We start from the raw sequence: 12,310 nt of genomic DNA on the forward strand, positions 1-12,310 counted from the left end.
ACTTCGCCCCGCGGAAAGCGAAGTGCCTGCAACGCAAATCAGCAGCCCCCTTTAAAAACAAAAACTCATCAAAATAACGTCCTGTTTCCCTAAAGAGAATTTACCGAAAAAATAAAAAACCTGTTGATTAGAGTGGAAGGTACGAAGACTCCTGCGGGAAATAGCGGCAGGGCTGAGACCCCGCAGCGCGACAGCGCGAGGACGCTCAACTTCGCCCCGCGGAAAACGAAGTGCCTGCAACGCAAATCAGCAGCCCCCTTTAAAAACAAAAACTCATCAAAAAAACGTCCTGTTTCCCTAAAGAGAATATACCCAAAAAATAAAAAACCCTGTTGATTGGAGTGGAAGGCACGAAGACTCCTGCGGGAAATAGCGGAAATGTTGAGACCCCACAGCGCAACAGCGCGAGGACGCTCAACTTCGCCCCGCGGAAAGCGAAGTGCCTGCAACGCAAATCAACAGCCCCCATTTAGGCAGTGTTTTTACAACCCTGGAAAAATTGTACACAATAAAAATTCCATGCTACGATTTTAGATAGATAATTAAGAAACTGGAGGAGCAAAAATGGATATTAAACCTCTGAAACAAGCTCTCAAACAAGGTCTCCAAAACGACCGGTTCATCCTCGGAATAGATGGACTCAGCCGCTCAGGAAAAACCACACTCGTCAATAGGCTCAAACAATGGCTGCAGGCAGAAGGTCACCCTGCAATCATCTTTCATCTCGATGATTATATAGAAGACCGGAATAAAAGATACAACACAGGAAACGAAGAATGGTACGAATACTACTCCCTTCAATGGGATGCAGAACACTTAAAGCAGGAGCTGTTTTCAAAAGTACATACCGGAAAAGAACTTACCTTAAGGTTCTATGTCGAACAAAATGACAGCCATTTTCTTAAAAATACCACCATTCCCCGGAAATGCCTCATCATCATCGAAGGCGTCTTCCTGCAGCGTCCCGAATGGAAAAACCATCTTGATTATATCGTTTACCTGGACTGTCCGAGAGAGACAAGATTCAAACGCGAAAAAGAAGCCACCAGACAAAAAGTGGACAAGTTTGAAAACAGATACTGGAAGGCGGAAGATCATTACTTAGAAACTGTCCGGCCGCTGGAAGGGGCAGACTTGGTCGTCAGCCAGCCGGTGCAGCCTGTTTAAACTTACATGAAAAAGCCTGATAGACTGTCTATCAGGCTTTGTCCAACAAGATTTCTCTAATTAAATCGGGAGCCACTTCCCCATATTGGAACCCAAGCTCTTTCGTTTTGCTAATTGTCTATTATCCAGGAATAAGAGGGAAGGCTGCTCCCAATCTTAGGCATTCATATTTTTCTCGATTTTATATTCTTCCTTTTTCTCTTCAAGCCAGTTATAGTACTCAGTCTGCATCCTTTCGTCAAAAAGTGCCTTTTTCGCTGTTTCTTTGCTGTCTTCGTACACAGCTTCTTTTGCTTCCTTTTTATCTTCCACTTTAATGATATGGTAGCCGTAATCGGTTTTGACTGGCCCGCTTATTTCATTAGCTTTCAACGCAAAGGCAGCTTCCTCAAACGCGGCTTCCATTTCTCCCTTTCCGAAATAGCCGAGCTCGCCGCCTGATTCGGCATTGGAAGCATCGGTGGAGTATTCTTTTGCCAGATCGGCAAATTCTTCTCCTTTGTCCAGCTTGGATTTGACTTCTTTTGCTGTCGCTTCATCTTCAACTAGGATATGGCTTGCCTTCACCTGCTCCTGCTGGGCAAACTGATCTTTATTTTCATCAAAATAAGCTTTGATTTCATCTTCTTTTAAATCAATTCGCGGCTCGAGGAGCTTTTCTGTTTTTAAGTATTTTTCAATATCCTCTGCTATTCCGGCTTCTGTAACACCACTCTGTTCAAGTGCAGCTTTGAAGCCCTCCTCCCCGCCATATGATTCTTTCAGATTTTTCAGCTCTTCTTCTTTTTCCTTGTCGCTTATTGTTACTTTTTCCTTCTTTGCCTCCATTTCAATGATCTTGTCCGTTACAAGCGCTTCCAGAGCCTCATCTCCATATTGCTTGACCAGCAGGCTGTAGAGCTCTTCTTTTTTTATACTTTCGCTGCCCACACTTGCTACAGCCGGCTCCTTTGAAAGAAAGAAGGCAGCAGTACCTGCAGCTGCCAAAATAAGCACCAATATCCCTAATCCGATTTTCTTTGTTAAAAACCCCATCATAACTTCCTTTCCATTCTATTATTTAAAATGTCGGCATACAGTCCGGCGGCGGACTTTTAATCTGTAATTGTTTTTGTCCCCAATTCCATAGTGATATTCATTTTTTCACCATTTCGGTAAAGTGACAGCTCCGCTTTATCGCCTGTTTTCAGCTTGGTATACAGATACTTCCTAAAGTCATCCGGACTGCCAATCTCTGTATCATTAATGGCAATAATCACGTCTCCCGTTTTCAGGCCTGCCTTTGCTGCAGCAGATTCAGGATCAATATTGGCAATAAATGCTCCTTTGGTGACATTCTGCGGCAGGTTTTGCAGATACCCTTGAGGGACTTCCTGAAGACCGGCAAGACCGACCCCTGCATAAGGGCGCTCTACCTTGCCATTTGCCATGATTTCCTCCACGATCGGCTGAAGATCATTGGAAGGGATGGCAAAACCAAGGCCTTCTACCCCGCTTTCGGAAATTTTCAGGCTGTTGATGCCGATTACTTCCCCTGCAGTATTTATCAATGCCCCGCCGCTGTTCCCCGGATTGATTGCTGCATCTGTCTGGATGACATTCATATCCCAGCTGCCGGCAGAAGTATCAACAGAGATTGAGCGGTCCACCGCACTGACAATCCCCTGTGTGACTGTTCTTGAAAGGTCAAGACCGAGCGGGTTTCCTATCGCGAGCACCTGGTCTCCAGGCCTCAGCTTGGATGAATCACCAAAGCCCAGCAGAGTATCGGCATACTTTTCATCCATCCTCAACACTGCCAAATCTGTCAGTGCATCTGCTCCGACTAGCTCTGCAGTTGTTTTCTGGCCGTCATGAAGGGAAATATCAATCTTGCTGGCCCCCTCGACAACATGGTTGTTTGTCAGGATATAGGCGCTTCCATTCTCTTTTTTAAATATCACACCTGAGCCTGAACCGCTTTCCACCGTTTGGCTGGTGTTTGAAAATTGATTGGCTCGATTCTCCGATTTCACGATTCCCACAATCGCTTTTGATGCACCTTCGACTATATCAGCAAGAGAGCCTTCTGTATGAGCACTAGTCTGCTCAGGAATGATGCCCGTTTTATTGGCATCAGCGGTGCTGGATGCCTGTCCTCCTGAAACATCCTGGCTTGCGGCTGCCTGAGGGAATTGGTCCCTAATATAATCAGTGTAAGGCGCGGCATACAATGTCAGCGCAGAACCGATCACCCCGGCTGCAACAACTGACAGTAAGCCTTTGCCCTTCCTTAGCTTTGATTTAGTTTCTTCCTGGTTATATTTATCATTGGAATCCATCATTCTGAATCCTCCTAATAGATTATTTAATACTTTGCCTGATTTTTATATTACCGGGCAAATATGACCAAACTGTTACCAAATTGGGAAGGGATGCAGAAGAATATGGGAAGAAATCATGCACAAAAAAAGACCGCAGAATTTCTGCAGCCATTCTTTCGTGCCTTTATCAAAACTTCCATTGGTCGAGCGAATCCATGACATATGTCGGCTTCTTTTCATAACCTTCGAGCAGTTCCTTTGTTGTCACGCCGGTATGGACAAGAAGGGTATCCATTCCCGCATTCATCCCTGCCAGAATGTCGGTATCATAGTTGTCGCCTACCATCAATGTCTCGTCCTTGCTGGTGCCGATTACCTTTAATGCCTGCTCCATGATGATTGACTCCGGCTTGCCGATGAACAGCGGTTCGGTTTGAGTTGAAACAGTGATTACAGAGGTGATGGATCCATTGCCCGGAAGAAAGCCCCTTTCAGTCGGCAGCGCGATATCTCCATTTGTGGAAATGAATTTTGCGCCCCTGCGCACGGCCAGACAGCCGATGGCAAGCTTTTCATAGTTGATTGAACGGTCGATTCCCACAACAACATAATCTGCATCTTCATTTGCAAATGAAAGGCCTTCATCTTCAATCGCCGTGCGGATCCCTTCTTCCCCAATGACATATACAGAGGCATCCTTCTTTTCTTCCGCAATAAAGCTTGCTGTTGCCATGCTTGTCGTAAAGACCTGCTCTTCTTCTGCAGGTATATCAAAATCCCTCAGCTTCGCAGCAACCTGCTGGGGAGTGCGTGAAGAGTTATTGGTCACGAACAAATAAGGAATGCCTCTCTCTTTGAGCTTTTTGACGAAATCAGCGGCTTCCTGGATCAATTCTGTTCCACGGTACATAGTCCCATCCAAATCAATTAAATAGCCTTTATAATCCTTCAAAATATCCAACTCCTGCCTGTAATTGCCTCATTCTATTTTGTTTTGCCCCTGTTTAAAATTAAAATGCAAAAAAAGCTCTTTTCCAAGAGCCTTTTTTGACTAGCGTCTTATTCTGCCAAGGCCAAAACCATAAGGTCTTGGCTTTAGTATAAAGGAAAAGGCTTTTCCCTCCAAAGGATTCAGCTTTCTCCGGTCAGTTCTTGAATGCCGATACCGGTCCAAGTTCATTGAGGATATATGACCTTACAGCGGGTGCGAATCTTTTAATATCATCCAGATGATCAGCAAAAGCTTTCTGCAGCTCCGTGTGGCTGATGCTTGTATAGTTTTGGACCAGTTCCTTGCGGTATTGGATGATCGCTTTATAGCTGCCTGCCATATCACTTGAGATCACTTTTTCATCTTCAAGGATATCCACGATATCTTCATAGCTGCCCGGGTCCCTCATAATAAAGCCGTCTATTATGCTGTTGCCGACATCAAGGATCGCTTCGATCAGCAGATGGGAAACCCGTTCCAGTGCTGCCCTTTCAATCTCACTGTCCCAATTGTCCTTTCCCTCGAAAAGGGCAGTTTGCTTTTCAAAAAATACGAGTATCTCTTCAATCTTTTCCCTGTCCACAAAATACATAAAGGTTCATCCTTTCAATTGACCCCTATGATGACAACAGGCCTTTTTGAAGCAGATCAGGCCGGGCATAAAAATAACCCTGTGCCAGGTCCACTTTATTGCGGAAGAGGACAATCGCCTCCTCTTCGCTTTCAATACCTTCTGCCACCACCAGGGAGCCGGTTTCTTTTGCCACCAGGAGCAGGCCTTTAAGCATGGATTCCTTTACCGTATTTTTGTCGATATTCTGAATGACGGAACGGTCGATCTTGATGATGTCCGGCATGATTTCCGTAATAGAGTTCAAGCTGGCATATCCTGCTCCTGTATCATCGATGGCAATCCGGAATCCTAAAGTCCTGAGTACCTTTATATTGTAAATAAAATACTCCATTCCTTCAATTGAATCCCTTTCAGTCACCTCGATTGTCATCTGGCGAGGGCTGATCCCTTTATGCCTGGCAAGCAGTTTTTTAATGTCCCTGACAAAAAGCTGGTTGCCCAGGGTGATCGGTGTGAAGTTAATGAAAATATCCTGCTGGCAGCCGGTCGTTTCAATCTGTTCGAGTATCTTTTCCATCACGATCATTTCAAGGTCATAAAGCATGCCTGTCTGCCTTGCGACTGAAAAGAGCTGAAGCGGATTTTCAAGCGGGGTCCCCTCCGGACCGCGGGTCAGCATCTCCCATGCCTTCACTTCCTTTGTAGCCACATCAAGAATAGGCTGGGCGAGAAGGCGGATCTCTTTCTTTGCGACGATTTTGCTCATGCTGTACAGCATTTCATTGAAATCGGACTGCACCCTTTTTTCCGCCATCGCAAGTGCCTGCTGATGGGCCTTCAGTACGGCTTCTTCTATAGAATAATGCTTTTTCTCAATAAACATGTATCCGGTTTCAATCTGAGGATTGACTGCCGGATGGCTCAGCAGGAGATTCCGTTCTGATTCCCTGAGGATTTTCTTCATAATTCCCTCAATCTCCGAGATGCAATAGCGTTCATGCCCTACCTCAATGAAAAGAGTAAGCCCGTCGCTGTAATGATCATGAAGGAGAATAACCTCCTCTTCCTTCAATTCCCCCTGGATTGTATGGCAGAACTCCCTTTTAATGCTGGATATGTAAGCAAAATAGCCGGTTTGGCCAAGCTGGTCTGAAATCTCTCTCAGATTCTTGATAGTAAAGACCGCGACAGCTACCTCAGATCCTTTACGGAATGCCCGTTTGACACCCTGGATGATCGGGTCCCTAAGGATGAACTGGGGAGGATAATAACGGATGCTGGATAGCGGGAATACAATCTTTCCCCAGTTGAAAAAATTGCGGAGCTTTTGTCTGCTTTTATGGACCATTTGTCTCATTCCTCTCAGGAGTCGGCATTTTTCATGAATCTATTGTACCATAATTTTCAAGAAACCGTTTTTTTCATTACGGTAAAATAGAATAAAATCACAGTGCTTCAAGTGGGCAGCTTCTGATAAGATAAGGATAATAAGAAGCTCAAGGAGGAATCGGCAGGATGTCCGAAAGATTTTTTTTATATGATGATTTAGAAGAAACGAAAACAAGATTCGTCAGTTTTATGGGTGAAAACCAGCGCTTCGACCTCGCCATTATCCAGTCGTCCCGCTATTATGGGAAGCAGCTTGTCCTTGATATCCAGGGCAGCCGGTTTGCCATCATCGGTCCCGATGACCTGAAAGAAGAAGGATACCTTGAATTTGCCTTTAAGCTATCTGAAGAAGATGCGGAAGAGCTGCGGTCATTCTTATATGAAATGATTTAATGCCTTTTTGCGCCATCTTGCCCCTTATATCTTGTGAAGGAATGCAGATACTAGGCAGGAGGTGATAGAATGAGCGATGATAAAGAAAAAGAAACTTATACTGACTTTTCAAACGTGGAGACCCAGCGCAATTTCCTTGTACCTGAAACGCTTCCGGAAGGTCCTTATGGCTCTCCGAGAGGGAAGGATCAGCCTGTCGAGAATAAAAGTACCCCTTGGCGGGAGGGCCAGCGCTATTACAGCGCCTTTAATTATGAGTTCAAATCCCTCCATCAAAACCTCCCGAGGCAGATGGAGGGGGCCCACCCGACCCATGATGATCCAGATAAGAATGAAGAGCCGCCATATACCTCAAAATAAGACAAAACAAGAGCCGTTCATCGGCTCTTGTCAGGCTTTTATCTTTTTTACAACAAAGTATGGGCACCCAAAATTGCAATACTCATAAAGATATTCAGTCAGCGTGCTTATCTTCGTATCAAAAGTGGCTTTCTGGTTCTGGTCGTCAAAAAAGCCCCTGAGCCTCAGCTGCCCATAGCCCCAGTCCCCCACAATATAATCATACTTTGTCAGGATCTCGCTGTACCTTCCTCGGAAGGCCTCTTCATTAAACCCATCTGTTCTCTCTTCAATCAGCTCATAACAGATATTATTGATGCAAACCATGTCTATCACCTCTCATGTCTCTTTGCCTTTTCCCTTCCTGCTACTTAAATTATAACTGATTCCCCATCAATTACTAAGAAAAAAAAGTATACACATGGTCATGATAGTAATGAGGGGGTGTTTCAATTGAAGAAGTCCATCATCATAATAGGTATTTGCAGCCTTTCAGCTCTTGCTGCCTGCCAGAACTTTTCCTCCAAGGATGAAATGTATGAGGAAAGCGGCAATACGATCAACGTGAATGATCAGCGTCCTGAATTGTACAACCAGAATTACAGGCGCGGCAATAATATGAGCGAAAGCTATGGTTATGTCCGCCACCAAAGAAGCCCGATCCCGGGAGACAACTCTTCCAATGACCATTATGCTGCCATCAACCGGGAGCAGGTTGCCGATATCATCGCCAAATATTGCACAGATGTCCCTAATGTCGATGATGTATCAGCTCTTGTAACGGATGAAGAGGTCCTGCTTGTATATGATACAGATTCAAAGGACCGTGCTGAAACAGCAGACCAGGTGAAAAAAATGGCCATGTCAGTCATACCGCGCTGGTACCATGTATACGTTTCCGACAACACCAACTTACGCAAAAATGTGGAAAATTATGCGACCATGGATTCAGACAGCCGCAACATGGAATATGCCATCAATGAAACGATTAAAGAAATGCTTCAGTCGCCACAGGGCAGAAAAATGTCCTCAGGCGAAAATGAAAACGGTGAAGCACAGGGTGAAATGAATGACGATACTGATCATGACGATATTAGCGAAGCTTTGGACAAAACGAAAGCAAAAAAGGGCAGCAGCCCTCAAATGAAATAATGATATGACTGAAAAAGAGTTCAGCAAGCGCTGAACTCTTTTACTATTTTTACCCATTTTCCCGCTTTAAGCCTGCTGGACGCTTTGCTCCTCGCCCATCAGCTGCTTTTGCTTCGCTGCAGCGTTGACCTGCTCATCGGCATGGTAGGAAGAGCGCACCAGAGGGCCTGCCTCGCAATGGCTGAAACCTTTGCTCATGGCAATTTCCTTCAGCTCCTGGAATTCATCCGGATGGTAGTATTTCTGGACCTTTATGTGCTTCTTGGTAGGCTGCAGATACTGGCCGATTGTCATGATATCTACATCATGGGCGCGAAGGTCATCCATCGTTGCGATGATTTCTTCTTTTGTTTCGCCAAGGCCGATCATCAGGCTGGATTTTGTAGGGATATCAGGCTGCATTTCTTTTGCGCGCTTCAGGAATTCCAATGAGCGCTTATATGTAGCACGTGCACGGACTCTTGGAGTCAGCCTTTCAACCGTTTCTATATTATGGTTCAGGATATCAGGGCGGGCATCCATCAGCATTTTAAGGTTTTCATAAACACCGCCCATATCTGAAGGCAGCACCTCAATGCTTGTGAATGGGCTCTTGCGGCGGATCGCCCTTACGGTTTCAGCAAATACAGCTGCGCCTCCGTCCTTAAGGTCATCCCTTGCTACAGCTGTAACAACTGCATGCTTAAGGTTCATCAGGGCAACAGAGTCTGCCACTCTTTCCGGCTCCTGTAAGTCCAGCTCATTTGGAAGGCCTGTTTTAACCGCACAAAAACGGCATGCACGTGTGCATACGCCACCCAGGATCATGAAAGTTGCCGTTCTTCTGACTGCCCAGCATTCATGAATATTCGGACACTTTGCTTCCTCACAGACGGTATGAAGGTTTTTTTCCCTCATCATTTTTTTGAGGCCATTGTAATTTTCATTCGTATTTAATTTTATTTTCAGCCATTCAGGCTTGCGGATATATTCTTCTTTTTGGCTCACTATTCCCACTCCATCCATTCAATCTTGTCCCCAGAAAACCGGACTGATTTAGACTTCATGATGTCACTTTAACATAATGAAGAAGGCAGAACAAGCCATTCCTCTCATCATTACCATTAATTGATATAGATGAAAAGGCGCGCTCTTTCACAAACTAAACTGCAAACAAGACCGAAAGGAAGGTTTCCATGCGCATACTTTTGACCCTTCTGCTGCTGTTCTCCCTTTATCCGGCCAGGACAGATGCGGCTGAGAGCACGGATCTGGCGGAGATTTACAGCAAAAGAATGCAATTATACAAGAATACTGAGGCCATCACCAATATACCCTGGTATTATTTGGCGGCTGTCGACCAGTATGAGCGCAGCATCCGCAAGGCGCGCCGGGACCTCCCGAAAGCAGAGGGACTGACAGGAATTTATTTTAAGCCGGAAGAATGGGCCGGCCTGTTAAACCCTGATATGGAGGACGATCATCCTGCTTCCATCCAATTTTTCGGAGGCATGGGAGTCGATGGCAATGGTGATGGCAAAGCTTCATTGAAGGATGACCAGGATGTCATTTATGCTTTTGCCCACTTTCTTCTTTCTTATGGAGTTGACCATGATAATATAAAAATTGGGTTATGGGATTATTATAAACGGGATAAAACCGTCGGGATCATCATAGGGCATGCTGAGATCTATAAACACTTCGGCCGGCTGGACCTTGACGGCCATGCCTTTCCCGTTCCTTTCAGAAGCAATCACAGCTACAAAAATACCTGGGGGGATGCAAGGGGCTGGGGAGGCAGAAGGATTCATGAAGGAACAGATATTTTTGCCGACTACGGCGTCCCCGTGAGGGCCACCAGCTACGGCATTATAGAAATGAAAGGCTGGAACAAGTATGGCGGCTGGAGAATCGGCATCCGGGATATCAATAATAACTATCATTATTTTGCGCATTTGAGCGGCTTTGCTAAGGATTTGAAAGCAGGGCAGATTGTTGAACCGGGCATGCTGATCGGGGGTGTAGGCAGCTCCGGCTATGGCCCGCCGGGAACATCCGGGAAGTTCCCGCCTCATCTTCACTATGGAATGTACAAAGACAATGGGTATACGGAATGGTCCTACGATCCTTATCCGCACCTAAGGCTGTGGGAGAGGCAGGATAAGATTCAGTCCCGGAAAAAGAAATAAGGGCCGGAACCATTGTCCCCGGATAATAAATAAAGGCTGCCGAAAAGATTCGGCAGCCTTTGCTTTCATGACTTTTTTGCTTTTGAAACTGCAAAGGAAATGCTTGCAGCAAGTCCTCCCCAAATGATAAGCATCCCAACGATCATCATTGTTATTGCACTAGCAGACATTATTGAGAAACCCCCTTCTTATCCGGGACAGAAATGGTGCCTTTATCCCACTTGAATGCCATGAAGATGAATCCGAGTACAATGGCGCCGACCGCGACTGCCCATCCTGAATAGATGATAAAGCCTGTCGGGTAGCCCTCGTAATTGTCCTTGATATTAGTGTAGATGTTCTGGATCATCATATAGCCAAGGATCAGCGGTGTAATAACAGTCAGACAGATCCTCCACCACGCGCCTAGAAGGATATCTGAGACGCTGTCCGCATGCGACTGGATGCTTTTCAGCTCCCTCAATACCCATGCAATTACGACTACTTCCACAAGCCCTGCAAGCGCTACTCCAAACTGGTTGATGAAATAATCAGCTGCATCAAGGAAATAGAGGCCGCTGTCTGTCGCAAACAATACGGAAATGATGGCAGAAGCCCCGCCTCCAAATAATACTGCTTTTGTACGGGACACTTTGAACTTATCCTGTACACCAGCAACAAAAGTTTCCACGATTGAGATGAGTGATGTAAGACCTGCAAGGACCAGGCATAGGAAGAAGAAGAAGCCAAACAGTCCGTTTAAAGCAGGGAATTCACTAATGATCTGCGGGAATACCACGAAAGCAAGGCCCACACCTGAACTAACAACCTCATTGATTGGCACGCCTTGCTGTGCAGCCATGAAGCCCAGTGCAGCAAAGACGCCGATCCCGGCGAGAAGCTCAAACCCGGAATTTGCAAATCCAGTGATGAATGCACTGTTTGTCAGATCCGTCTTCTTTGGAAGATAGCTGGAGTACGTGATCATGATCGCAAATCCGATTGATAAGCTGAAGAAGATCTGGCCATATGCGGCCACCCATACTCCAGGATCTGCAATCTTGCTCCAATCCGGCTTGAAGAAGGCATCAAGCCCCTGGACAGCTCCATCAAGTGTCAGCGCGCGAACAACAATGATTAAAAATAAGATAACAAGGGCTGGAATAAAGATTTTGTTCGCTACTTCTATCCCTTTTTTCACGCCTTTAAACAATACGCCAAGAGTAATGAGCCATACAAGGATCAATGGGAAGAATACGCCTGGGACGATCGTGCTGATTGATCCCGGTGCATCTGAAAGCTTAAGATATTCTCCGAAAAAGAAACCGTTCGGGTCATCTCCCCAATTCTGGTTAAAGGAAAACCCTGCAAATGACATGGCCCACGCAATGATGACCGCATAATATGTGGAGATGACAAAGGAAACAGCTACCTGCCACCAGCCGAGCCATTCAAATTTTTTGTTCAGCCTTGCATACGTAAGCGGAGCGGAGCCGCGGTACTTATGGCCCAGTGTAAATTCAAGGATGAGAATTGGGATCCCTGCTGTCAGAAGTGCAAACAGATAAGGAAAGAAGAAAGCTCCTCCTCCATTATCATACGCCACGGCAGGGAATCTCCATATATTCCCCAGCCCGATCGCTGATCCGACAGCTGCCATAATGAAACCTGCTCTCGTTCCCCATTGAGGACGATTATCCATAATTCAATTTACCCCCATTTCATTTCCAGTTCTTTTGAAATGCACGTCTCAAGAGTTGGAAACTTTTATATTTTCTGATTTTTTAGTATAATCTAAACATAGTATAGCCACATTTCCCTACGGTGTCAAAGCTTTATTTTTTGAAAATTATTA

General features: G+C 45.5%; 14 protein-coding genes. 5 read left to right on the forward strand and 9 right to left on the reverse strand.

From position 1 onward, the window contains the following. Positions 1-564: 564 nt before the first annotated feature. Positions 565-1,167 (forward strand): kinase, encoded by a 603-nt coding sequence (locus ABU165_RS23730; protein ID WP_311225645.1) that lies wholly within the window; start codon positions 565-567, stop codon positions 1,165-1,167. 156 nt (positions 1,168-1,323) lie between these two features. Here ABU165_RS23730 and ABU165_RS23735 read toward each other — a convergent pair whose 3' ends face one another. From ABU165_RS23735 to ABU165_RS23755, 5 genes are all read right to left on the reverse strand, one after another. Then, complete coding sequence (locus ABU165_RS23735) at positions 1,324-2,202, reverse strand: peptidylprolyl isomerase (protein ID WP_353762694.1); 879 nt, start codon at positions 2,200-2,202, stop codon at positions 1,324-1,326. 59 nt (positions 2,203-2,261) lie between these two features. Then, complete coding sequence (locus ABU165_RS23740; protein WP_318060780.1) at positions 2,262-3,491, reverse strand: S1C family serine protease; 1,230 nt, start codon at positions 3,489-3,491, stop codon at positions 2,262-2,264. 166 nt (positions 3,492-3,657) lie between these two features. Then, positions 3,658-4,422 (reverse strand): TIGR01457 family HAD-type hydrolase, encoded by a 765-nt coding sequence (locus tag ABU165_RS23745; RefSeq protein WP_022544346.1) that lies wholly within the window; start codon positions 4,420-4,422, stop codon positions 3,658-3,660. A 193-nt stretch (positions 4,423-4,615) separates the two neighbouring features. Beyond that, positions 4,616-5,053: a DUF86 domain-containing protein gene (locus ABU165_RS23750; RefSeq protein ID WP_101549564.1), complete on the reverse strand. Its 438-nt coding sequence runs from the start codon at positions 5,051-5,053 to the stop codon at positions 4,616-4,618. A gap of 25 nt (positions 5,054-5,078) precedes the next feature. Beyond that, positions 5,079-6,383 (reverse strand): EAL domain-containing protein, encoded by a 1,305-nt coding sequence (locus ABU165_RS23755; protein ID WP_009791455.1) that lies wholly within the window; start codon positions 6,381-6,383, stop codon positions 5,079-5,081. 167 nt (positions 6,384-6,550) lie between these two features. On the opposite strand from ABU165_RS23755, the gene ABU165_RS23760 reads away from it, so the two are divergent. Together ABU165_RS23760 and ABU165_RS23765 are read left to right on the forward strand one after the other, a co-directional pair. After that, on the forward strand, positions 6,551-6,817 hold the full coding sequence (locus ABU165_RS23760; protein WP_009791456.1) for a DUF3055 domain-containing protein: 267 nt from the start codon (positions 6,551-6,553) through the stop codon (positions 6,815-6,817). A gap of 69 nt (positions 6,818-6,886) precedes the next feature. Further along, positions 6,887-7,177 carry a hypothetical protein gene (locus ABU165_RS23765; RefSeq protein ID WP_009791457.1) on the forward strand — a complete coding sequence of 97 codons (291 nt, stop codon included), beginning with the start codon at positions 6,887-6,889 and terminating at the stop codon, positions 7,175-7,177. Between the two features lie 30 nt (positions 7,178-7,207). Here ABU165_RS23765 and ABU165_RS23770 read toward each other — a convergent pair whose 3' ends face one another. After that, on the reverse strand, positions 7,208-7,483 hold the full coding sequence (locus ABU165_RS23770; protein ID WP_009791458.1) for a YutD family protein: 276 nt from the start codon (positions 7,481-7,483) through the stop codon (positions 7,208-7,210). Between the two features lie 126 nt (positions 7,484-7,609). On the opposite strand from ABU165_RS23770, the gene ABU165_RS23775 reads away from it, so the two are divergent. Beyond that, positions 7,610-8,308, forward strand: coding sequence for a YhcN/YlaJ family sporulation lipoprotein (locus ABU165_RS23775; protein WP_009791459.1), 699 nt, complete (start codon positions 7,610-7,612; stop codon positions 8,306-8,308). 66 nt (positions 8,309-8,374) lie between these two features. Here the strand turns inward: ABU165_RS23775 and lipA are convergent, their stop codons facing one another. Next, on the reverse strand, positions 8,375-9,295 hold the full coding sequence (lipA, locus tag ABU165_RS23780) for a lipoyl synthase (RefSeq protein WP_041825247.1): 921 nt from the start codon (positions 9,293-9,295) through the stop codon (positions 8,375-8,377). 188 nt (positions 9,296-9,483) lie between these two features. Between lipA and ABU165_RS23785 the strand changes: the two genes are divergently transcribed. After that, a complete protein-coding gene (locus ABU165_RS23785) occupies positions 9,484-10,476 on the forward strand; it encodes a M23 family metallopeptidase (RefSeq protein ID WP_318060781.1) in 993 nt (330 codons plus the stop codon). Between the two features lie 65 nt (positions 10,477-10,541). Here ABU165_RS23785 and ABU165_RS23790 read toward each other — a convergent pair whose 3' ends face one another. Further along, positions 10,542-10,646, reverse strand: coding sequence for a methionine/alanine import family NSS transporter small subunit (locus tag ABU165_RS23790; RefSeq protein WP_022544349.1), 105 nt, complete (start codon positions 10,644-10,646; stop codon positions 10,542-10,544). After that, complete coding sequence (locus ABU165_RS23795) at positions 10,646-12,157, reverse strand: sodium-dependent transporter (RefSeq protein WP_035401234.1); 1,512 nt, start codon at positions 12,155-12,157, stop codon at positions 10,646-10,648. Before ABU165_RS23795 ends, ABU165_RS23790 begins: the two co-directional genes overlap by 1 nt. Between the last annotated feature and the right edge of the window lie 153 nt (positions 12,158-12,310).

Source organism: Cytobacillus sp. T106, from assembly GCF_040492155.1.
In the GTDB taxonomy this organism is placed as follows: Bacteria; Bacillota; Bacilli; order Bacillales; family Cytobacillaceae; genus Bacillus_AB; species Bacillus_AB infantis.